The organism is Oceanobacillus sp. E9 (genome assembly GCF_001741975.1).
Taxonomy (GTDB): Bacteria; Bacillota; Bacilli; order Bacillales; family Amphibacillaceae; genus Oceanobacillus; species Oceanobacillus kimchii.
Map to the genome: position 1 here is coordinate 1 of NZ_LSNA01000008.1, position 21,640 is coordinate 21,640.

General features: G+C 33.0%; 19 protein-coding genes, 11 tRNA genes and 1 pseudogene. 6 read left to right on the forward strand and 25 right to left on the reverse strand.

The window, feature by feature from the left end; translation table 11 throughout:
• Positions 1-137: 137 nt before the first annotated feature.
• The 4 genes from AQ616_RS13610 to AQ616_RS13625 all read right to left on the reverse strand — a co-directional run bounded on the left by AQ616_RS13610 (position 138) and on the right by AQ616_RS13625 (position 481).
• Positions 138-214: transfer RNA gene (locus AQ616_RS13610), tRNA-Ile, on the reverse strand.
• A gap of 5 nt (positions 215-219) precedes the next feature.
• Positions 220-293 (reverse strand) — tRNA-Gly (locus AQ616_RS13615).
• Between the two features lie 33 nt (positions 294-326).
• Positions 327-403 (reverse strand) — tRNA-Pro (locus tag AQ616_RS13620).
• Position 404: 1 nt separating this feature from the next.
• Positions 405-481: transfer RNA gene (locus AQ616_RS13625), tRNA-Arg, on the reverse strand.
• Between the two features lie 339 nt (positions 482-820).
• Between AQ616_RS13625 and AQ616_RS13630 the strand changes: the two genes are divergently transcribed.
• Genes AQ616_RS13630 through AQ616_RS13640 form a run of 3 tightly spaced genes read left to right on the forward strand, consistent with a single transcriptional unit; the run spans position 821 to position 2,533 of the window.
• The gene (locus tag AQ616_RS13630) at positions 821-1,135 is read left to right on the forward strand and encodes a PadR family transcriptional regulator (RefSeq protein ID WP_017795757.1); all 315 of its coding nucleotides are present in this window, start codon (positions 821-823) and stop codon (positions 1,133-1,135) included.
• A 1-nt stretch (position 1,136) separates the two neighbouring features.
• Positions 1,137-1,694, forward strand: a complete 558-nt coding sequence (locus tag AQ616_RS13635) for an HAAS signaling domain-containing protein (protein ID WP_069686009.1) — start codon at positions 1,137-1,139, stop codon at positions 1,692-1,694.
• A complete protein-coding gene (locus AQ616_RS13640; protein ID WP_017795755.1) occupies positions 1,691-2,533 on the forward strand; it encodes a DUF4097 family beta strand repeat-containing protein in 843 nt (280 codons plus the stop codon). Before AQ616_RS13635 ends, AQ616_RS13640 begins: the two co-directional genes overlap by 4 nt.
• A gap of 227 nt (positions 2,534-2,760) precedes the next feature.
• On the opposite strand, the gene AQ616_RS13645 is transcribed toward AQ616_RS13640, so the two are convergent.
• The 7 genes from AQ616_RS13645 to AQ616_RS13670 form a co-directional block, all read right to left on the reverse strand.
• Positions 2,761-3,378 carry an alpha/beta fold hydrolase gene (locus tag AQ616_RS13645; protein WP_069686010.1) on the reverse strand — a complete coding sequence of 206 codons (618 nt, stop codon included), beginning with the start codon at positions 3,376-3,378 and terminating at the stop codon, positions 2,761-2,763.
• A 182-nt stretch (positions 3,379-3,560) separates the two neighbouring features.
• Positions 3,561-4,403, reverse strand: coding sequence for an AraC family transcriptional regulator (locus tag AQ616_RS13650; RefSeq protein WP_069686011.1), 843 nt, complete (start codon positions 4,401-4,403; stop codon positions 3,561-3,563).
• Between the two features lie 222 nt (positions 4,404-4,625).
• Positions 4,626-5,027: a CatA-like O-acetyltransferase gene (locus AQ616_RS13655; RefSeq protein WP_168156656.1), complete on the reverse strand. Its 402-nt coding sequence runs from the start codon at positions 5,025-5,027 to the stop codon at positions 4,626-4,628.
• Between the two features lie 23 nt (positions 5,028-5,050).
• The gene (locus AQ616_RS20095; protein WP_276206868.1) at positions 5,051-5,191 is read right to left on the reverse strand and encodes a CatA-like O-acetyltransferase; all 141 of its coding nucleotides are present in this window, start codon (positions 5,189-5,191) and stop codon (positions 5,051-5,053) included.
• 204 nt (positions 5,192-5,395) lie between these two features.
• The gene (locus tag AQ616_RS13660; protein WP_069686012.1) at positions 5,396-6,028 is read right to left on the reverse strand and encodes a pentapeptide repeat-containing protein; all 633 of its coding nucleotides are present in this window, start codon (positions 6,026-6,028) and stop codon (positions 5,396-5,398) included.
• An 812-nt stretch (positions 6,029-6,840) separates the two neighbouring features.
• Positions 6,841-7,446: a dienelactone hydrolase family protein gene (locus AQ616_RS13665; RefSeq protein ID WP_017795748.1), complete on the reverse strand. Its 606-nt coding sequence runs from the start codon at positions 7,444-7,446 to the stop codon at positions 6,841-6,843.
• Between the two features lie 135 nt (positions 7,447-7,581).
• Entirely contained in the window at positions 7,582-8,031 is a 450-nt protein-coding gene (locus AQ616_RS13670; protein WP_017795747.1) for a DUF1569 domain-containing protein, read from the reverse strand.
• Between the two features lie 437 nt (positions 8,032-8,468).
• Between AQ616_RS13670 and AQ616_RS13675 the strand changes: the two genes are divergently transcribed.
• The gene (locus tag AQ616_RS13675) at positions 8,469-8,885 is read left to right on the forward strand and encodes an ester cyclase (RefSeq protein WP_069686013.1); all 417 of its coding nucleotides are present in this window, start codon (positions 8,469-8,471) and stop codon (positions 8,883-8,885) included.
• A gap of 724 nt (positions 8,886-9,609) precedes the next feature.
• Positions 9,610-10,365, forward strand: coding sequence for a hypothetical protein (locus tag AQ616_RS13680; RefSeq protein WP_069686014.1), 756 nt, complete (start codon positions 9,610-9,612; stop codon positions 10,363-10,365).
• 52 nt (positions 10,366-10,417) lie between these two features.
• Here AQ616_RS13680 and AQ616_RS19945 read toward each other — a convergent pair.
• The 14 genes and pseudogenes from AQ616_RS19945 to AQ616_RS13745 all read right to left on the reverse strand — a co-directional run.
• A pseudogene (locus AQ616_RS19945) lies at positions 10,418-10,701 on the reverse strand (transposase); the annotation flags it as partial.
• Positions 10,702-10,802: 101 nt separating this feature from the next.
• Positions 10,803-11,597: a CPBP family intramembrane glutamic endopeptidase gene (locus tag AQ616_RS13685; RefSeq protein WP_139136369.1), complete on the reverse strand. Its 795-nt coding sequence runs from the start codon at positions 11,595-11,597 to the stop codon at positions 10,803-10,805.
• Between the two features lie 75 nt (positions 11,598-11,672).
• Positions 11,673-12,791, reverse strand: coding sequence for a Ger(x)C family spore germination protein (locus AQ616_RS13690; RefSeq protein WP_069686016.1), 1,119 nt, complete (start codon positions 12,789-12,791; stop codon positions 11,673-11,675).
• On the reverse strand, positions 12,788-13,876 hold the full coding sequence (locus AQ616_RS13695; RefSeq protein ID WP_069686017.1) for a GerAB/ArcD/ProY family transporter: 1,089 nt from the start codon (positions 13,874-13,876) through the stop codon (positions 12,788-12,790). Before AQ616_RS13695 ends, AQ616_RS13690 begins: the two co-directional genes overlap by 4 nt.
• Before the next feature lie 27 nt (positions 13,877-13,903).
• Positions 13,904-15,328 carry a spore germination protein gene (locus AQ616_RS13700; protein WP_069686018.1) on the reverse strand — a complete coding sequence of 475 codons (1,425 nt, stop codon included), beginning with the start codon at positions 15,326-15,328 and terminating at the stop codon, positions 13,904-13,906.
• Positions 15,329-16,414: 1,086 nt separating this feature from the next.
• Positions 16,415-17,260: an arylamine N-acetyltransferase gene (locus AQ616_RS13705; RefSeq protein ID WP_069686019.1), complete on the reverse strand. Its 846-nt coding sequence runs from the start codon at positions 17,258-17,260 to the stop codon at positions 16,415-16,417.
• 734 nt (positions 17,261-17,994) lie between these two features.
• Positions 17,995-18,078, reverse strand: a tRNA-Leu gene (locus tag AQ616_RS13710).
• A 4-nt stretch (positions 18,079-18,082) separates the two neighbouring features.
• A tRNA-Lys gene (locus AQ616_RS13715) sits at positions 18,083-18,158 on the reverse strand.
• Between the two features lie 293 nt (positions 18,159-18,451).
• Positions 18,452-18,526: transfer RNA gene (locus tag AQ616_RS13720), tRNA-Gln, on the reverse strand.
• Positions 18,527-18,531: 5 nt separating this feature from the next.
• Positions 18,532-18,608 (reverse strand) — tRNA-Asp (locus tag AQ616_RS13725).
• Between the two features lie 23 nt (positions 18,609-18,631).
• Positions 18,632-18,703, reverse strand: a tRNA-Glu gene (locus AQ616_RS13730).
• A gap of 19 nt (positions 18,704-18,722) precedes the next feature.
• Positions 18,723-18,813: transfer RNA gene (locus AQ616_RS13735), tRNA-Ser, on the reverse strand.
• A gap of 5 nt (positions 18,814-18,818) precedes the next feature.
• A tRNA-Asn gene (locus tag AQ616_RS13740) sits at positions 18,819-18,893 on the reverse strand.
• A gap of 190 nt (positions 18,894-19,083) precedes the next feature.
• Positions 19,084-19,536: a SprT family protein gene (locus AQ616_RS13745; protein ID WP_069686020.1), complete on the reverse strand. Its 453-nt coding sequence runs from the start codon at positions 19,534-19,536 to the stop codon at positions 19,084-19,086.
• A 620-nt stretch (positions 19,537-20,156) separates the two neighbouring features.
• On the opposite strand from AQ616_RS13745, the gene AQ616_RS13750 reads away from it, so the two are divergent.
• On the forward strand, positions 20,157-21,620 hold the full coding sequence (locus AQ616_RS13750; RefSeq protein WP_017795714.1) for a catalase: 1,464 nt from the start codon (positions 20,157-20,159) through the stop codon (positions 21,618-21,620).
• The last annotated feature ends 20 nt before the right edge of the window (positions 21,621-21,640 follow it).

Below are 21,640 nucleotides of genomic sequence, written 5' to 3' on the forward strand. Positions count from 1 at the left end.
TTCGTACTGGTTGTTTTGTTCAGTTTTCAAAGAGCAATTTCTGTGTCGCTCTCAAAAAAGCGACTTTATCAATATATCATTTCTTTTATTCTCTGTCAACACTTTTTCGAAACTTTTTTGAAGTGTTTTTTTAGAAATGGTGGGCCTGAGTGGACTCGAACCATCGACCTCACGCTTATCAGGCGTGCGCTCTAACCAGCTGAGCTACAGGCCCATTTCTGGAGCGGGTGAAGGGAATCGAACCCTCGTCATCAGCTTGGAAGGCTGAGGTTTTACCATTAAACTACACCCGCAATTATTCAATTAATAAATAATTATGTAACTCCTGGTCGGGAAGACAGGATTCGAACCTGCGACCCCTTGGTCCCAAACCAAGTGCTCTACCAAGCTGAGCTACTTCCCGATGGCGCGCCTGAGAGGAGTCGAACCCCTAACCTCTTGATCCGTAGTCAAACGCTCTATCCAATTGAGCTACAGGCGCTTAAAAGCGAACTTTTATATTGTACCATCTTTTCAGTTGGTATGCAACAAAAATATTAAAATATGATAATACTTTTTGTTGTTGTTTGTTGTTAATTAATGAATCAACGTTTAATAATATAGCATGTCTCTCCATTCTACGCAAGGGGATTTCTAATAAAAAAATATTTGGAATTCATTTACATCTACATATCAATTTTCCTTCATTATTATATATATTTCTAATTATGCTTAAAACAACTATATTAATATCTTTTAAATACTACCTTGCATAAAATAGTAGTATTCTTTATATTATAGTTATAACCACCAATAGTACACATTAAGAGGTGATGAATCCATGAACGCTCAATTTAAAAAAGGTGTATTGGAGTTATGCGTTTTAGTACTTTTAGAGAAACAAGATTTATATGGATATGAAGTAATTAAACGAATAACTGAGAAAATCGATATTTCCGAAGGGTCCATTTATCCAATCTTAAGAAGGCTTTTAAAACAAGACCTCTGCACAAGCTATTTACAAGAATCTTCGGAGGGGCCAAGTCGGAAATATTACCGTTTAACAAATAACGGAAAAAAACACCTTAAAGATTTAAAGGAAGAATACAACACATTCAAACACGGGGTGGAATCCCTAATGAAGGAGGAAATATAAAATGAATAAACACGAGTTTTTGCAAAAGCTACAAGCTAAACTAACTAACATCCCAGATCATGAACAAAAAGAAATAACTCGCGATATAGAGGAACATTTCATCGCTGGTTTAGAGGAAGGAAAGACGGAAGAACAAATTGCTGATTCCTTAGGTTCGCCTCAACAATTAGCAAAAGATGTTACAGCTAATTATCATGTTGAAAAAGTAAACCAAAACACTTCCTCCGAAAACATATTTAGAGCAACCTGGGCAGTTTTAGGATTAGGATTCCTAAATGTAGTCATCGTATTAGGTCCTTTATTAGTAGTGGCTAGTATAGTTATCTCTTTATGGACAGTTTCCGCTTCATTTGTATTTCAGTTTATCGCTCTAATCGTAAAAGTCATAATAACTCCGAGTGCTTTCCAGCTTTTTGAATTATTCTTTTCTATTACACTAGTTGGTTTAGGATTACTTTTAGGAATTGCAATGTATTATGTATCAAAGTATCTTATCCATCTTTTTATACGCTATTTAAACTTTAATATTAGAATTGTCAAAGGCGGTGCAAGTAAATGAATATTACAAAGAAATTTATCCTTCTAGCATCCTTCCTTCTTATTGTTGGTATAATTGGTACCATTGTTACTTTCCCTTATGGTGATGATGAACAAACAACAAGGGTCATTAATATTGCAGAGATGGATTATAATCAATTAAAAATCAATGCAGATAATGCATCTGTTACTATCCTATCATCTGAAAACGAAAGCCCACGAGTGGAATATTCAAGTAATAAGGAAAATGATTATTTCAATGTAGAAACAACAGAGAACACATTAAGTATAGATACTGAAGAAAAAAAATTGCCTTTTTTCAATATTGACTTCTTATTATTTGAAACTCCAAGTATACATGTATACTTGCCAGATAAATCATTGGAAAGTATACAAACGAAAACAGACAATGGGAAAATAACTGTTTCAAGTATAGAAGCAACTACAATCTCTTTGAATACAGATAATGGAAAAATTAACGCCGAGCAAATTGCATCTAATCTCCACGCAGAAACAAGCAACGGAAAAATTACATTAAACCAAGTAGCCGGCGAAGTGAATGTAATTACAAATAACGGGAAGATAGAAATTCAACAAGCAGCAAATAATATCGTAGCAAAAACAGATAATGGATCTATTACTATAAGAAATGAAAACTTAGGTAATTCTATGGATTTACAAACTGCTAATGGTAAAATAAATGTGCATACTGGTACTGAAATAACCAACGCTACACTAGATTTACGTACAGATAATGGAAGCATTACTGTTTTTGATGCAAAAGATTGGGATACCGTCTACGGCAACGGAGAAAATCTTATAAAAATGCGAACGAATAATGGCAGTATTACTATAGAGTAAAGAAAACCACCAAGGACATTCCCTTGGTGGTTTTTAGGATCTTATAATAATTTAAGTTCGCTTGTTTTCTATTCCGATCAATATGTCGTTCTGTTCTATTATTTTCGATAATTTAGGTTCAATGGTTAATATATTGATTAGTAATATAATAAAAACAATTAGAAGAAGCATTTTTCCTCCTTTATATAAATAAAGATAGAATAATTATAATAATTGCATGTTCAATACTACCACAGAAATTCTACGAGAACAGAAGCTAATTTTTCTGGAGTATCCTTATTTAGTTCATGTCCAGCACCTTCAATTTCACGAAATTTCGCTTTGGGTATACGCCTTGCCAATCTCTCTGATGCTCTTTTATTCGCTTTGTCCTGATTCCCACACAGAACCAAAGTATGGCATAGAATTCTTTTTACATCTTCACTGAAATCTAACTCTACCATTGACTTAGTTAACAATATAAAAACATCTTTATTAGAACCAAGTTTTCGAAACGACGAATCAGGTATAAATTTAAAAATATTATATTGAACTGTTAGTAAAAATTTGGGCATCTTATATTGTGGTGCTATTAATACCAAAGAACGAACTCTGTGAGGATGATCAATAGTAAAGTTCAACGCAAGAACCGCTCCTAAGGACAAGCCGATAATAACCACTGGTTCAGATATCTTGTCTACATATTCAGTGAAAGCCAGATATAGATTATTATACGTAGGTTCTTTATCTTGAAGAAGTTCAAATAAATTAGGGCGTAGAATTTTATTAGTTTCACCTAAATAGGAAATAGTTTTCTCCCAACTCGATGAATTTTGCCCTAAACCATGAATAAAGATATACCGCATGCGTACTCCTCCATAATTCCTAGTGTTTTTTACACTTTTATCAGTGAACTTTTTTCAAGATAATATTCTAAGAATAGTCTTGAAACATCAACGTCATTTACAGTTAGGTTTATATGTTTTAGTAACATTCAGTCATCTCAAAATAATATTGTGTATCTTTAGTCACAATTTTGATATCCATCCTACTTTTTAATAGAAATCCAAATCTCACTTTTATGATCTTTACTAGCTAGTATTTCAGGGCCTTCTGCCAGCTCATAAGAAAATGAAGGAAGCCACTCGGAATATATCCGTTGCCAATGGTCTTCAACTTGCGTCCAGTCCCCATCCACTTCAAAAATCGCCCATAATAATGGAGGGATATCCAGTGTCGAATACCCATTAGTATCTTCTATCGTAGTAACCGCTCCTATATATTGATCAAAAGTTGCCTTACCTTCCATATCTTCCGTGTAATTGACTGAGACATGAACAAGCCCATGTGGTTCCTTATTGGAGAGCGATTCCAGTTCTTTCATTTTGTAATCACTAATCCCCGCTATCATGTCTTCGTAAGTAGGTGAAAGAATTTCATTGACCATTTCAACCACATACTTCACTCCAACGACTTTAAAAGGTCCTTTTTCAACTATACGATATTTCATCTGGGTTCCTCCTTGAATAGTTAGTTGAAAGGATAGTTTTGGATATGCTTTCAAATTCTGCTCTGGGTTTCTAGCTAAAGTTGGATTAACACCATGAAAATTTTGGAATGCTCTGGAAAAGGCATCTGGAGATCGATATCCATATTTGATGGCAATATCAATTACTTTTACTTGCCTATTCCTTAATTCCAAAGCTGCTATTGCTAATCGACGTCTGCGAATATACTCTGATAACGTGATACCAGATAGAAAAGAAAATAGTCGTTTGAAATGATACTCAGAGCAGTAAGCTCTTTTTGCCACTTCTTTCAAGTCGATATGACTATCCAAATTAACTTCAATATAATCTAGCGCCTTGTTCATCCCTTTCATCATATCCATAATTCAACTCCCTTCATTTATAACATAACAAGAGAAACCACTTTGCACCCGACTTTTTATGCTTTTATCAGTCGGTTTTAATTACATTTTAAATACAAAAAGATAGCATATTATTTCCTCTTTTATCGTGATGTATGCTTTATAAGGCCGAGTAAACTTTCTATTCCTCATTTTTAGAACATCAGCAATAAAAACCTAGACTCTTTCCGTCTATTTAAACGGCTAACGGTTCATTTCACGTTGCAGTATTTCAAAAAATAACGCCACATGATAGTCATCTACTGTTGCATGATGCACCTTAATATTCACTGACATCAGCAACTGTGAACCAACCTTCTCGTACTTTCCAGTGGTAATCATTGGTGTTAGATTATTTTTGTTAGCTCCTGATTGAGATGAAAAATGTTCAAAGTGCAACCAAGGAATTGATGAAATATTCACCACGTTGGGTGGAACAAGTCCCATTGGTGCGATATCTGTTGTGTTTGCATACTTTTTTATAAGCTTTTTGAATTCAAGGTCAACTGATTTATAATCTGTTGATTCTTCCAACCATAAACTATAAAATAACTCTGTTTCTTGATTAAAGTTCGTAAATGTTAGTACTAACTCTTGCCATTCAATTGCTCATCTATCTGGGCATACCTCTAATCCGGAATCTCGTTAACCGATCTAGTTAAATTAAAAATAGAGTAAGCATAGAAGCTTATAGATTCGTCTTTACATTTTTTAACTGCTTGAGTAACATCAATTTTTGCTGTCATTTCAAAAGTTATGTCTGTAGCCATAAAATAATCATAATAGTTTCTTCTTGAAAAATTTTCTAAATCAATAACATGATAAGTTGTCATCTTTCAACCTTTCATTTCAATTTTTGTAATATCACTACATTGTTAGTAAGACAGATGCTATAAAAAACTGCCTTGTATAGGAAAAGCCTTAAGCCACTTAAAATCAAAGTATAAATTAAAGGGTACTAAACAGTCTCAATTCTATTTAATTTTTAAACCTAATAACGAAGCAAATTGTATCGCTTGAGACGATGATACTATACATCCTTTTAAATTCTCCATTGAAACTGTTAAAAAATTAAAATCGGATGTGCTTATGTCAATTCCTTTTAACGATGTTTCTTCAAAATTTGCACCATTGAGATTGCATGAAAGAAATTCTACTTTTTTAAGCTTACAATCAAAAAGGTCAGCACTTTCTAACTCCGTATTATCAAAAATCACCTTTTCAAGTTTTGAGTTACCGAACATACCCATATTTAGAATCGATTCCCGAAATATTGCATTACCGATATAAGAATCTGTTAAGTTACTACCAAGTAACTTACAATTAAGAAACTCAACTCGATTCATAGAGGCATTACTCAAATTAGCATTGGATAAATCACAATTCTCAAAGCACACATCGGTAAGATCGATTCGACTGAAGTCCGTATTTGTAAAATTACAGTTCCTAATCATTGTTTTATATAATCGCACTCGATCAAGTACTTCATCGACAAATTCAGAATCGGTAACCATACACATTTCAAATTCTGGATCTTCTTCAAAAAAAATATCTGTAAATCTTCTCACTGTTAGTTCTTCAGGGATTTTGGGTGTGTCAATTTTCACTGTATACCAACCTACTTTCAGACGAATTTATTTCATTTATAAGCTTTCTAGATACAAATAAAAGGGAACGAACGTTCTTTTTCAAGGCTTGATTTTATTCCATTTTCTGATACACAGTATTCATAATTACTATTGAGTGAAGTAGTTATGGAAGTACAAAATGGTAATGGCCCTCATCTATCTTGATGAATCTAATCTAGATGAAGAAACTTTTCGATCAGATTAAAAAAGCTTTAATAAGTGGAATAAAATTTATCGGACTAATTTTATAATTTCTATACTTCCATATCTGTGAACTCCTGCCGAACAATAAATGGACGAATGTTGAAGCTCTTTCATTGATTGTCCAATCATATGTTTGAATATAGCCATTATTGATTAATAGCTCACTCCTTATTCAACTATCCTGCCCCGTTAGCACAAGACCTTTGTCACTTCATAATATTCTATACATTTATCCCCAAAAATAAAAATCATCAATTTGATGATTTTATTATTTCACTCTTACACCCGTTAGGTTAATTTTTTAGCAGTACAAAACATTTCTGCAAAGTCATTGACTATTGTTTTATCAAGGGTTAGTTTTCACATCATATTTCATTCTTTCTAATCCTTCTTCATAATCTTTATCGTTAATTAAAGTCAGCACAGAAATATCCCTAAACCTCTTTAAGAGTCAATTGTTTTTTTCCCTCGCCTGAAACCGCAGCAATTGCAATCACTATTGGAAACTTTCTTTTCATTAAACTCCTCCACTTCAACAAAACTGCCCCCGCCACAGCATTCCCTTTTTCAACTCTTTCGCTGATTACTTAATAGCAACCCATTTGTTTTATAATAAAATCTACCACTTCATCAAACGCCTTTTGGGCTGATATTTCATTATATTTTGGAGAGTAAGGGTCACTGAATCCATGTCTTCCATTAAACTTATGCGCCTCGATATTTTTGTTATCTAGAGTTGAAATTAATTCATCGACATTAAATGATGACTCTTCTTGGGGAAAGAATAAAGTTGTGGGACATTTTGGTGTTAACTCTACATAATTCCTAATACGTGAACCATAATATCCAACTATTCCATTCACACTTTCTTCCTCACTACACAACCAAGCAACAGTTGCCCCTACACTAAATCCAATGATAAATATTTTTCGATAGTTATCTGTAACATCTGAAACTATATCTTTTATTTTTTGTGAAGCGTCAGTGAATCCTACGTTTTCCATAAAGTTCCGATAAGCAACTTCCTCTTCAGAATAATCATAAGGTGTGTCTTGTTGTAATAGATTTGGGCAAATTACATCAAAACTGAATTTTGATAATAACTTACAAAAACTCTCAATATGTTGATTAATCCCATAAATTTCATGTATTACAATGATAACAGTATCAGAATTTTTATGTAGTTGAATCATTTCCCCCTCCTTTGCCTTAATACTTTTGTTATACATATTTCAGTTCTTCTTCAACAAAACTGCCCAATAGAAAAAGAAGGGTATACTCTTATTGTACACTCCTACCCGTTAGTAAAAAATCTTCACTTCGGCTAACTAAACACCAAACTGCTTCAAGTGATGGTCAAGGTGCTTATAAATCCCTTTTCCCCATTGCTCCGAAGTAAGTTTACCGAAAAAAGGATGTGGGTGATTTGTACACTTTTGAGGGCCATTATTTTGGAATGTTAGAATCTTTTGTTTTAGTTTTTCTTTTTCTGTTTCAAATTCTTTTTCGTCTAGAATCAAAATAGTAGGGATTGTGGACATGTTTCGAGCTAATGGCTTGTCGTTATAAAAAATTGGTTTCGCAAACTTTCCAATTAATATCCCCAACCAACCTCTCGAAGGAAAAGCGTTTCCCATTGCAATGTCTTGAAAAGATGAGCAATGTGCAAGCATTTTGGCAACATCCATTTTACCCCATTGCGGTTTTGAAGATGAGTTTAAATTATCAATACGATTTATAATTTCCTCTGCATGCAATTGATTAAAAATATTTTTCAATATTGTCCCCCCTTGGCATATTGATTAACATATATACAATTGATTATTGAACTATCCTGCCCCTTTAGTTTAAGTACACTATTTCACATTTTTTACTTCATATTATCATTATATCAAAGCAAAAATATATTTGAATATTTAAAAATATGGGATAATCACAATAACAAAAATCAGTAGATTCAATCCATTGATTTTACTCGCTTTATATATAAATACTGTCGAAAGTATTTTGGATCTCCACTGGATTAATTCCCAGTAAGCCCTCAACCTACATAAAGGTACTACGCATTAAAAGAATAAAACACAAAGGAAATATAAGTGTATGCCTAATATGTAAAGATTGATTAGTTGATTAATGTTATGAATAATGCTAAAAAGGGTAGTAAGACTCAGATATCAAAAAATCTATGATATAAAAGAGAGAAAGGAGTTCGTTTATGAACGGAAAAGAAATATATCAAAATTGGATGGATGCTTGGAACAAAGATATATCTTTTCTTAATCAAATTACAGATGAAAATTGTGTAGTTCATCAAGCTAGAACTGATGGTAAAGATTCAGGTAGTACAAAAGGGTTAAATGCTTTGAAAGATGTTATTGAATCAGCTAAAGACTATTTTGAAAATGTGAAAATGTCACTTGTAGTTGAACCTATAGAAGATGGAAATTATGTCTCTGCACGGTGGAAATTTAAAGGTGTTTATAATGGTAAAATGGAAGAAGCAAAAGCAGAAAGAGGAAAGTTAGTTTCCTTTGATGGAACCGATATTTTCTATATTGAAAATAATAAAATTAAAGAATATTGGGTTTCCTCTGACGTTATAGATTTTATGAACCAACTAGAAGTTTTTTAGAGAAGTTTTTCTTTTAAATATATTTAAAAATTCATTATATACTTTATGATGAATATTGTTGTAATACTATTTTTTAACAGTAATATAGATACAAAAAAACACCAATAGATCTTCATCCATTGGTATCACGGATTTCATATTTAGATACTTCTTTATTTCATTCTATAATTTAATTTATTTTGGTTAATTGGTGGTCAATTAAAATGTGATTTATTAACGAACGTTTTACCTAATTCATCTTAATAACGTTGCTTCTTCATACCATAATATTTTTCTATAAAAAAGGGCATTTTTTAACGCTACTCATAAAAGGGCGAGCTGTTTTAGTTAAACTCTTGGTAAATCATTAATAATACTCTTTAGCAATCCTCGAATATTTTTTTACAAACTCTGTTTTGGCATCTGTGTATGCGTCTCTTTTCTTTAAAGGAATATTTTGAATTATCATCCTTAAAGAATTTTCTGCCCAATTATACTAAATTGGAGAGAATTACATATAACCTGCTAATATAATTCATTAGATAAACCTCCCTATCTAACACTTCTGTTACTCCATAAAACAACTCGTTACCAGTTAAACTATGGTATTTAGTAAAAACGTACTAAGCTTATCATTCCAATAAAATTTACGCTTGCGTAAGATTCAGTTATTTCTAACTATTTAATAATATCAGATATTAATGTATGGTGGACATGACATAATTAATTGAAAGGAGTTTTATGAATGAAAAAAATTATTACCGTAATCGTTCTCGCAGTCTTATGTATTTCTGGTGTAAACAATGTAAGTGCTGAGTCGTTGGAAAGTGAATCGAAAAAAAATGTGATTACAAAAGAGCAATTTGAAAATGAAATTTTTACTGAAATGGAAGGCGCAGACAAAAATGAAAAAATAGAGTTAGAAGAGGATTTAAAAACCTTTAGGGATATGGGGACTGTAGAAAGAAAAGAGTTTCTACACACTTTATCGGACCCTAAATTGATGGCAAAAGTATTACATGCAGCCTTTCAAGGAGAGAACACAAGTTTATATGACGGAAACATTGAGGTAACTACTGAAACGAAATCTAATACTGAAGAATTAACTACTACTTTAGACGAAGATGAACATACTGATATTGAACGTGTCAAAGAAGAACGTTTCACTGCAGTAGAAGTTGGGGGTTTTAACATATTAAGATTCAGGCATGCTATAGACTATAATACTGGAACTAGGACTGTAGATGATTTTTCATTTAGAGAAGTTATTGAATTAAATAATGGTGGACATTCTGTTGACAGAAATATAAATCCGGCTTTGACCGTTCGGTGGGAAGAAGAATATGATTATATTCCTGAAAACAAACAGTTTGTTACATCAGAAGCTATTGGAATAGCCGAAATAGGTATCGGTGATTGGAAAGCAGCTATTTTGTCTGCACATGCAGAGATTAGAGGTCAAGCAAATGGTTGGGTAGATTATAGCTTTGATAGGTATTAAATGTGCACCGTCACACTTAGTTTCTAATTATTTCACACCTAAAAATAATACAGAGGGCATTCTTATTCAGGAATGCTCCTTTTTTTGTAACTTTTCTAATGCTGAATGAATGCTATCTACTGTGTTATTTGTGAACATGATTTTCCAAATTTCACCCTTAATAAAAAATTGTTCGACATGAGCGAAGTTAATTTCCATACGTCAATATCTCTAGAGTACATGGACCGCTGGTTTTACAAAGTGTCAAAAGCACTATGACAAGCCTTCCAATTTGGTGCCCCCATAGACCTTTTTTAACGAAGCTGTAAAAGGTTTATAGTCTTTACTTGACACATGGTTACAAAAAAAACACCAATGTAGTTAATCCATAGGTAAGATTTTTGTTTTTATAAATTAAAACACCCTTTAATTTAAGAAATCCATTTTATTTATTTTACTTAATTTAAAGATACTTTTTTACTCCAATTGTAATTTGAATACACAATTGACAATACAGTCGCTCCAATAAGACTTGGTAGCAAAATAAATGCGAAAAGTTGAAGTGTGAAAATTCCACTCACATCAAAATATCCATGAATAGGTCCTAAAATTTGCGTTGCAGTCATAATTGCAACATGAAATCCAATTGATGTCCACAAACTGCCCGATATCGCCCTAAACACACCTAAAATAATAGCAAAACCAGGGATAAATTGGAGCTGTTCAATAGAATACATCGCCCCTATAAAATAAGCAAATAACGAGAACAACAATGCTTGTAAAATGACTGTGCCCCAATGAGGGAATAGTGCATTTAAGTAACGATACATATACCCCCTAAAAATTAGTTCCTCAGGTAATGCTTCTATAAAAAAAACAGTTATGAATAAAATCAAAATACTCAACAATAGGTAATTCAAATCTGTATGAACTTGTATTTCAACCCACCCAAGCATTAAACAAATAAATAAACCTATAGATGCAGGTATTGTCCAGAGAAAAAAACCAAGAAGAAATGAAAAGATATTTTTTTTAAAAGTTGATTGCCCAAGTTGGTTCCATGAAGTTTTATCAGTTTTTAATACTACTTGTAAGAGAGTAACGGTTAAAACAGTTGTGATTAGAGCAATTATGAGATGGCTAAAAGGACTATATTCTTGCCCCATAAATGTGTCACTAAGGTAGGCTATAAAATTCCAAATGATGACACCTAATATCAGCATTGTAACAATCCTTATTAATATGTCTCTCATTTTATAATTTTTCACCCTATACACACTCCGTTTCACCCTTAGTTATTAATTTTCTAATAATATATAAAGTAAACATCATTTTAAATTTGATGAACTCTGAATATGCATGTTAATCTCAGGTGTAATCTCGATTTCCCTATACACTTTTTCCCATTCATTTTTTTTAAGGAAATCGGGGTACTTTGAATTGAGTTGTTTTTGTATCGCTAATATATCGCTTTGTGCTTCCTTTATAATTTCTGTTACTTCCTTTGCATGTTCGGTTAAATATATCGATGCTTTTTTATTTAATTCTTGATTCGTCACTTTCTTTGGTGATCCTGCTAGACTTTCTATTCTACCGTATAAATCAACTTTAATCGTTAACTGGACATTCCCAGATGATTTATCAACAGTTAAATCCGACTTCTGCTTAACTTTTTCAACCGTAACACTAAATAATTCATCTTTTTTATCATTATCGTTAAGGATTTGCATTACGCGAACATCCTCCAATTTACCTTGCATAAATAATACAAGAGAGGTTTGATCTACTGATAACATCTGGCCAGTATAATAGTCATCTTTAAACAGTGCTGTACCTAATAACTCCACATGATCCAAGTCAGATTTTTGAACATAAGGGATCATTGCATCTTTTTCCTTATCTACTATCTCATTCCAGAGTGTAAAAGTATTAGCTTTAGGTATATGGGTTCGTTTTTCCGCATTTTCAAATAAGTTTAGAATAGAAAAAGCAACAGGACTTTTACTTTCTTGGAGTGCCAGAATTTCGTTGGCCTTCCCTTTGGTAATTGCAACTTTAGACGTTAAATATCCTTGCCTGGACCTAACAATGGGTTCAAATAAAGAAGTTACACCTTCTGCTTCAGCAAGCTCTTCTCCAACTAATACCAAAAAAGCCTTACTAATATCCATATCTCCAGAAACTTTATTTATTAATTCGGTATTAATTCTAGAAGTAGTTACACCATCAGCCTCAATTAATTCATCAGACAAATCAAATTGCCCACCACCACTGCCTTGAATGTTTAATTCCCGAACAGCACCTTGAATGTTTTCAGGATTTTGCTCATCGATATCAAAGCTGATTCCATTAATAATTCTTTTTTTGTTTAAATCAGTCTGATCCCAGCACCCGGTCATCGATAGTAGAATGAAAATGAAAGAGACAACTATAGCAATTTTTTTCATGATGGCTGCTCCTTTTTTTTCAATATGTAGGATATTAGTAATAAAATTAGTGGTATTATAAACATAACAACATAACTGAGATTGTGAATATACTTACCGTATAGTTCAAAAGCTTGGTCTGATTTACTAGCTAATAGAAAAAGAACATAGACGAGTGCACCATTGATATACACAAAGTAGCTATTCTTCTTGGGGGTGGTCGTTTTCCAATGACTTGCAAAATAGATATACACTGCAATCGACATTACAACAGGAATACCCCAGATAGATAAAAAGATAAGGTCGATTCGATCGATCATATTAAAGTGTAAGGGTCTAAACATATATACTAGCGGAATTTTTATCTGGTTAATGAGTGTTGGATTTAATATGACGAAAGAAAGAAATGTTAGATATACAGTTATCGCCACTACAAAAATATTAGAGAATGTAACAACTTTTAAAAATGTTTTCCCTTTGTATCTTGCACTTGAATAAAGAAATAAAATGATCTCAAAACCGTATAAAGTAAGAAGAGAGTCTTTAATCCCTTTAATTATATTAGACAAGCCGGAACTCCCGATAGGCGTTATATTCCTTATCTCCATTGGTAAGGAAAAAGATAAAAACGATAGCACGATAATAAACAGAATGACTACAGATAATACAGTAAATACTCTCACAATAATTTGCAGATTGCTGCTACACAAATAAATACACACCGCTAACAGTAGAAAGCTAATTGCCCAGTGAGGAGTCATTGTTAGTAACACATTTTTAATTAGTTTACTCGATGCAATTAAAATATAAGTTGAAGTCAGTATTAGGTATACATATGTGATTATATTAACAACATATCCTAAGTGTGTACCAAGAATTTTTTTAGTTAATTCGAAATATGGTACAGAAGGGAAACGTCTTAATAACAACCAATATAACACAATTACTAATTGTACAGCGCATCCAGCTAGAATAATGGATATCCATCCATCTGATTTTGCGGTTTGCTGTAAGGTATTTGGTAGATAAAGGATACCGAAACCAATTTGAATTTGAATAAGAAATAAGAATAATTGTGATTTTGTTACAGGTTCAACTCTACTCATTTGAATTCCCTTTCTATAAAAGTGACATTATTTTTTGGATCTCACAAATGAATCTTTGATGCCACTGATATCAAGTGGAGATAATGGATAAAAATAAGGTCTTTCAAACGATTTTAATTTACATAAATGTATGATTAGAAGCGTGAACGATGCAGTTAGTCCTAAAAACCCAAATATATTGGATAAAACCATAAATGGAAAAGTGAGTAATCTAACTCCAGTTCCCATTTGATTAACGGGAGCAACGAAAGAAGCTATGGCAGTTAACGCAATAACTACAATCATTACATTGGAAACCAGACCTGCTTCTACAACTGCTGTTCCGATAACTAACCCTCCTACAACTCCAATTGTTTGTGCGATAGGTGATGGGAGTCGAATCGCTGCTTCTTTTAATAACTCCAAAATAATCTGCATAGTAATAGCTTCAAAAAAAGGGGTTAAAGGAACAAACTCTGTTTGTACTCTTAATGCATATAGTAAACCGAGTGGCAATACTTCGGTGTGAAAGGATACAACAGAAATATAAAGCGAAGGTAGAATGATGGCAATGATGAAACTTACTAAGCGAATAATACGAAAAAAAGTACCTACGAACCAACGGTTATTATAGTCATCTGGTGATTGATAAAAGCTAAAAAAGGTGATAGGTAATACCAGTACCTGTGGATTCCCATCTAGAATTAATACTATTTTCCCCTCTGATAGGTAAGCCTGAGCTCTGTCGGGTCTTTCAGTAGATAAAACTTGCGGAAAAACTGTATAGCTGTTATCCTCGATGTGTTCTTCTAACTCACCGGAAGATTGTACTTTGTTCGCTTTAATATTACGTAGCCTTCTTGAGATTACTTTCAATACCTCATGGTCGACTAAGTCTTCAATATACAATAACTTTAATTCGGTTTGTGACTTCTCCCCCACTGTAAAATTTTTAGTTACTAAGTTCTCGTGTTTATTTCTTTTTTGAAGAAGAAAAACATTGGTATTGAGATCTTCGGTAAAACCATCACGTGATCCTTTTATTATTTTTTCATTCTCCGGCTCCGCTATCGCACGATTTTGTGTATTTGGTACTGATATGATGATTGCTTTCTTTTCTCCTGGTATCAGCAGAACGAGATTGCCATGTCGCAAGGATTGCACAATACCTTGTGTTTTCTGTTCGGTTTCAATTTCGGCAGATTGAATAATCGAGGAAATCCTATGAAAAATATCACTTTCATGTATTTCTTCAAGATGCTCTGAGTTGAATAAATGAAGAATAGGATGAAGTACATTTTTTTCAAAAGAGCTTTTATCTACCATAGAATCTAGATACATACTAATGCATTGCATTTCCTGAATGTATAAAGTTCTTGTCTTAATATCATCTGACTGGAACATCGCTTTTTTAATCTGTTCTACTTTAATATTTATGTCATAAGGAAGAGCTTCTGATTTTTTTGAGGACATAATTGCCTCCTTTTAAATTAAATACATTTTTTATCAGTTTGTACCAAAAGTAGATTTAATATACCGAAGGATGGTTGATTTGGTATCAACGTCACCCCCTTATACCACAAGGGATAACGCCTTATTCACGCTTCTACTTCAATTCCCCTTATTAAATTTGGATTTGTAACGATTATTTTTCACTGGCTTTGAAAAAATAAGTTCCATAATAGACAAAGGAGAGTCGATTCCGATGAGACTCTGATCTATTGGTGTAGTACATGCAGAAAAGAATTTGGATCACGCTACAGGATTATCGTGGAGAGGTACACATTAAGTAGCCTATCAGATAAATAAAAAATCGACATCGAATATACGTTGAAGATATTGTTTTAGAATATAACTTTGGAAAACTACTCGAATATCAAGAATGGCTTAGCTCTAGTAAATATAGCTTTAGTAATTAAAAGAGGCAAATTCACTATCTATTTATTCGCTACGTTGTACAGTAAAATGTTTATCAGTGTCTCTGTCGAAGTATACTTAATTTGATATATCTTCCCTCCTCTCAAATAGTAATCTCTGAATTTTCTTTGAGACTATCAAAATCATCTCCATGCCATTTCACTTCTCATCTTATATGAAGTATTTTCTCAAAGTCTTCAAAAGCCAATTCAACTATTTCATTATAATCTTCTTCAGTATTAAGTTGGACATTTCATGGACATTTAGAAAGTATAAAACGAACAAGAAATCTTATTGTTTTCCAATACAAAAAAAACACCAACAGATCTTCATCCATTGGTATCACTGATTTCATATTTAGATGCGGTCAGTGGGATTTGAACCCACACGGGCTATACGCCCCTAGGCCCTCAATATGGAGAGAACTTATAATAGGGTACAAATCCTCTATTTGATCGCATTTTATGTTACTACTTCTTTATTTCATTCTATAATTTAATTTATTTTGGTAAAATGGTGGTCATTTTTGATAAAACTTATATACTAACGATATTCGATAAATACCTTCTAACATTCGTCTTTTCACAATAAGATTTTTGTTATTATAAGTTTCTTCAATTAAAACACCCGTTAGTTCAATATCTAATTTGTACTTTGTGCAAAAATATCTATATTTAATGTTTTTAAAACTTCAATAGCTTCGTTAACTGGTAATTTTGGTAACATAAATTCTTCTGAGAGAACTGCTATTATTTCCTCTGATGAGAATAAAGTTTTAACAGATGTTTCACCATTCGAATAACGTATACCAAACTTATTATTTACTAAAGATACACTTCTTTGTTTATGAGTCTGATATAGTTGGCATCTTAAAATAGTCATAAATGGGGCGTTAGGTTTATTTGACTTTTCTATTACATCATTAAAATCAATAACTTTAGCTTCCTTTCGAGAATTAAATTGCCATGTTTTTCCGCTTTGTTTACCATTATTGAAGCGAACATATTTATACCTACTTCCTTGTTGCTCTTCAGGCAATATATATACTTCATCTTTACCAAAAGATGAGATATTCTCAAAATCATTCTCAAAACGTACTGGCTTAAAAAAGGGAGCAGCTGCGCCACAATCAACATAGATACGTTCATTATCAATCTTTACTATAATGCCCATGTGTTCTTCTCCAAGCATAACGTGATAACAATCAAACCCTATTTCCCTTAATAAAATCATAAGGTTAGAGTTTAAGGTGTAGCAAGTTCCTCCAAAATTGTATTCGCTATAATTCTTAATAAATAACTCAAATGAAGGTATTCCAAAATTACTATAATTATGATTTCTAAAGTAAAGTAGTTTGCTGATATTCTCAAAAGGAAAAGTATTTAATTGTGCATTACAAATTTGTTCTAAATAATTATATGATGGCTTCTCTAAATGTAAATTAAGACAATCCAAATATTTAGTTATAGTATCAGTTATATTTACCAACCCATTCTACCTCCCAATAACCCTTTAAATTCTAAATCTAATTAAACTAAACTGCCCCGTTAATATAAATAAGTTCTACAAAAATAGAGTTAATCCTTCCTGAGTTAACGCTCCCGTTAGCTAAAAAATTAACCAATCACCATAAAAAGCCATTACTCCCAAAATTGCTCCTACTGCACAACCAGCTACTACTTGTATTACGGTTGATTTTTTAAGTTTCAAATTATTTCCTTCCACAACTAACCTCCCCTTTCTTTCACTAAACTGCCCCGTTAGCACAATATATCTATTTCAATACTAACATAATATTCCAACAATATTATTGTATTTTTCCTCAAAAAAAGGCGATCAAATTCTGATCACCTTGTTTAACCTTTGCACCATTTAGTGGAAGAAGAAAAGTGACATTTACTCAAAAAATAGCGCCTGATAATTGAATAAGCACTTCATCTTACTCTTTATCAAAATATTTATCAAACTCGAAGTAAATTAAATATGTTATAGCAAATCATCATAATTCTTATTTTATAACGACAATTAAACTGAAAATAAAATAAATCCAAATATTCAGTTAATTAAACTAGAACAAAGAAAGTAACTAACGCTTGTTTTAATAATTGGTGAATTTATGGTGAATATTCTTTTAAAAATGAAGAGATAATTAACAAATGATATAAATATAAAAAAACACCAACGGAAATTCATCCATTGGTATCACTGATTTCATATTTAGATGCGGTCAGTGGGATTTGAACCCACACGGGCTATACGCCCACTAGGCCCTCAACCTAGCGCGTCTGCCATTCCGCCACGACCGCAAAATGGTGAGCCATGAAGGATTCGAACCTTCGACCCTCTGATTAAAAGTCAGATGCTCTACCGACTGAGCTAATGGCTCCAATTCAAAATACATGTAAAACAGAAATTGTTTAATATACAATGTAGCGGTTTGTCATGTTGTATGACATTTCAATGATGCTGCATTCCTTATAAGCATGAACATAGTAGTTCAAAGTATTAACCTCTACATCTACTAGCTTACTCTAGCATGTCTATGCTTCGAGGTTACTCGACGTTAATTCGGTCGATGTTTCGCTCGTTGTTTACCACTGAGCTACTAGTGGTTCTTATATAAAAAACAATAAAAAAATACTATTAATGCTAATAGTATTGTACCTTCAAAAATAAAAATGGCTGGGCCACCAGGATTCGAACCTGGGGTACACGGGATCAAAACCCGATGCCTTACCGCTTGGCTATGGCCCAACTTATGGCGGTCCGGACGGGACTCGAACCCGCGACCTCCTGCGTGACAGGCAGGCATTCTAACCAACTGAACTACCGGACCAATATTTATTTTATATAGAAGGATGACCCGTACGGGATTCGAACCCGTGTTACCGCCGTGAAAGGGCGGTGTCTTAACCGCTTGACCAACGGGCCATTATTTAAGTAAAAGTAATGGCGGAGAAGGAGGGATTTGAACCCTCGCGCCGCGTAAACGGCCTACACCCTTAGCAGGGGCGCCTCTTCAGCCACTTGAGTACTTCTCCCTTAATGGCTCCACAGGTAGGATTCGAACCTACGACCGATCGGTTAACAGCCGATTGCTCTACCACTGAGCTACTGTGGAATAATAACTATGTATAGCGTAACTGAATAATTACGGCAACGAAAAATATCATACTACATATTTTGTTGATTGTCAACAAGTTAATACATATTTTTTCAAATCGATTGAAGCATTGCTTGTCTAATCAACTGTCAGCTTAATTAATTTAACATGGATAGATATTCATAGTCAATACTTCTTTTGAAAAAAATTAAATTTCCTTTAAACTACCTCTACATTTCCCACATCTATACTTTTTCATATTTACTTTTCTAATTCTTTTGTAAACAAAACCACATTGATTACATTGATATTCATAACGATGTTTTCTCTTTTGTGAAGGTAATGGAGAACAATGTCTTGGAGATCCAGTAGCTTTTAAAAGTTCTTTAAATTCGCGATCTCCATGGTTATATCCTTTCCCTTCTATATGAAGATGATAATGACATAATTCATGCTTTATTATTCCATAAAACTCTTCTTTATTACTCTCTATTACATATTTGGGATTCAGTTCAATTACTCTTTTACTTGGTAGGTATCTGCCACCAGTAGTTCTTAAACGTGTATTGAAATACACCTTATCAACAAAATGTTTGTTAAAATACTTTAAGGATAGCTTATCGACTAATTCGAACAATTCAATATCACTAGGAATTCTCATTTAATTTCTCACCTTACCTTACCATTAACTATTTTTTTAGTTTAATATGTTAAGTCAATTTCATCATAGCTAAGTTTAATTTAAAAAACGAACATTTTAGTGATAGTTATATAACAATATTCCGATTAAAGCAATGACTTGGCTTTGATTGTAATGGAAGACGGCTACTCCTCCTCAGAATAGCGAGCTGAAAATCCACTTGAAAAGTGTTCTTCTTTATCAAGTTAGCTAAAAACCCATCGGCTGCTAAAAAGCGCCCATCTGTAATGAAAATCTAAACAGTCAACATTAAAATTTTACATTAAAATATCTTATTATGAAATTGATTCATATTAAGAAACTATTTACAGTAGTTATTATCATTTCCTATTATATGTAGTAAAAAGCATACAACTACTCCGCAAATTTTGATTCTCTTTAGTTATAAGAAAAAATGCATGAAATCAAGGGTTCTAAGTAAATATAATCAATCTACCCTATGCCTGTTCTCTTACCAATTTAATCCTGTATTCATTTGTTATTTAAAATAATTGTAATTAAATATTGATTTTTATCTGGAGTATATTATAATATTAAGTGTAGAAGATTTAATACTTAATGAATAGAGAGGAGATTTTACATTGAGTAATAAAAGAAACACATTAACAACTGCTTCTGGAGCTCCAGTAGGCGATAACCAAAACTCAATTACAGCTGGTCATAACGGACCTACACTACTACAAGATTTTCATTTACTAGAGAAACTTGCTCATTTTAATAGAGAACGTATTCCTGAACGAGTTGTACACGCAAAAGGTGCGGGTGCATATGGGTACTTCGAAGTTACAAATGACGAAATTTCAAAATATACAAAAGCTGATTTCCTCAGTGAAAAAGGTAAACGCACGGATATGTTCATCCGCTTCTCTACAGTTGCTGGTGAGCTAGGATCTGCGGATACTGTACGTGACCCTCGTGGTTTCGCAGTTAAATTTTATACTGAAGAAGGTAACTACGATTTAGTTGGTAATAATACACCTATCTTTTTCATTCGTGATGCGATTAAATTCCCTGATTTTATTCACACTCAAAAACGTAACCCACAAACTCATTTAAAAGATAAAGATATGGTATGGGATTTCTGGTCGTTATCACCAGAATCATTACACCAAGTTACCTATCTTCATAGTGATCGTGGTATTCCTGCTACACTACGTCACATGAATGGATATGGAAGTCATACGTTCAAATGGGTGAATGCAGAAGGAGAAGCATTCTGGGTTAAATATCACTTTATTAGTGAACAAGGTATTAAAAACTTAGACCCTGCTCTAGCAGATAAAATCGCTGGTGAAAACCCTGATTACCATACAGAAGATCTATTTAATGCAATTGAAGAAGGGGATCACCCTGCTTGGAAACTATATGTGCAAATTATGCCTTACGAAGATGCAAAAACGTACAAATGGGATCCATTTGATGTAACAAAAATCTGGTCTAAAAAAGACTACCCTCGTATTGAAGTTGGACGCATGGTATTAAACCGTAATCCGGAGAATTACTTTGCAGAAGTAGAACAAGCTGCTTTCTCTCCTGGTCAGTTCGTACCTGGAATTGAAGCATCTCCAGATAAAATGCTTCAAGGTCGTTTATTCGGTTACTCTGATGCACATCGCTACCGTCTAGGAGCAAACCATCATAGTATTCCAGTAAACCGTCCTAAAAACGAAGTAAATAATTATCAGCGTGATGGTTTTATGAGTGTAGATGGTAATGGTGGAAACAAGCCAAATTATGAACCAAATAGCGTAAATGGTCCTACAGAAGATAGTGAATCCAAAATCAAACCATTTGAAATATATGGTCAAGCAGATAGTGTAACTTACGACAGTGATGATCACTATACTCAAGCTGGTGATCTTTATCGACTTATGTCAGCAGATGAAAAAGACCGTCTAGTTGAAGCATTTGTAGGTCATATGACTCCAGTTACTAAAGATGAAATTAAACTTCGTCAAATTGAGCATATTTATAAAGCAGACGCTGAATGGGGAGAGCGCGTAGCTCAAGGTCTTGGATTACAAGTACCAGAAAGCGTAAAATAATTATTAATTAATATTAAAGC

Excerpts from the sequence above, each read along its gene's own strand:
- AQ616_RS13630 (WP_017795757.1), top strand. The coding sequence starts at position 821 with ATGAACGCTCAATTTAAAAAAGGTGTATTGGAGTTATGCGTTTTAGTA.
- AQ616_RS13635 (WP_069686009.1), top strand. The coding sequence starts at position 1,137 with ATGAATAAACACGAGTTTTTGCAAAAGCTACAAGCTAAACTAACTAAC.
- AQ616_RS13640 (WP_017795755.1), top strand. The coding sequence starts at position 1,691 with ATGAATATTACAAAGAAATTTATCCTTCTAGCATCCTTCCTTCTTATT.
- AQ616_RS13645 (WP_069686010.1), bottom strand. The coding sequence starts at position 3,378 with ATGCGGTATATCTTTATTCATGGTTTAGGGCAAAATTCATCGAGTTGG.
- AQ616_RS13650 (WP_069686011.1), bottom strand. The coding sequence starts at position 4,403 with ATGGATATGATGAAAGGGATGAACAAGGCGCTAGATTATATTGAAGTT.
- AQ616_RS20095 (WP_276206868.1), bottom strand. The coding sequence starts at position 5,191 with ATGGCTACAGACATAACTTTTGAAATGACAGCAAAAATTGATGTTACT.
- AQ616_RS13665 (WP_017795748.1), bottom strand. The coding sequence starts at position 7,446 with ATGATTCAACTACATAAAAATTCTGATACTGTTATCATTGTAATACAT.
- AQ616_RS13675 (WP_069686013.1), top strand. The coding sequence starts at position 8,469 with ATGAACGGAAAAGAAATATATCAAAATTGGATGGATGCTTGGAACAAA.
- AQ616_RS13680 (WP_069686014.1), top strand. The coding sequence starts at position 9,610 with ATGAAAAAAATTATTACCGTAATCGTTCTCGCAGTCTTATGTATTTCT.
- AQ616_RS13685 (WP_139136369.1), bottom strand. The coding sequence starts at position 11,597 with ATGAGAGACATATTAATAAGGATTGTTACAATGCTGATATTAGGTGTC.
- AQ616_RS13690 (WP_069686016.1), bottom strand. The coding sequence starts at position 12,791 with ATGAAAAAAATTGCTATAGTTGTCTCTTTCATTTTCATTCTACTATCG.
- AQ616_RS13695 (WP_069686017.1), bottom strand. The coding sequence starts at position 13,876 with ATGAGTAGAGTTGAACCTGTAACAAAATCACAATTATTCTTATTTCTT.
- AQ616_RS13700 (WP_069686018.1), bottom strand. The coding sequence starts at position 15,328 with ATGTCCTCAAAAAAATCAGAAGCTCTTCCTTATGACATAAATATTAAA.
- AQ616_RS13745 (WP_069686020.1), bottom strand. The coding sequence starts at position 19,536 with ATGAGAATTCCTAGTGATATTGAATTGTTCGAATTAGTCGATAAGCTA.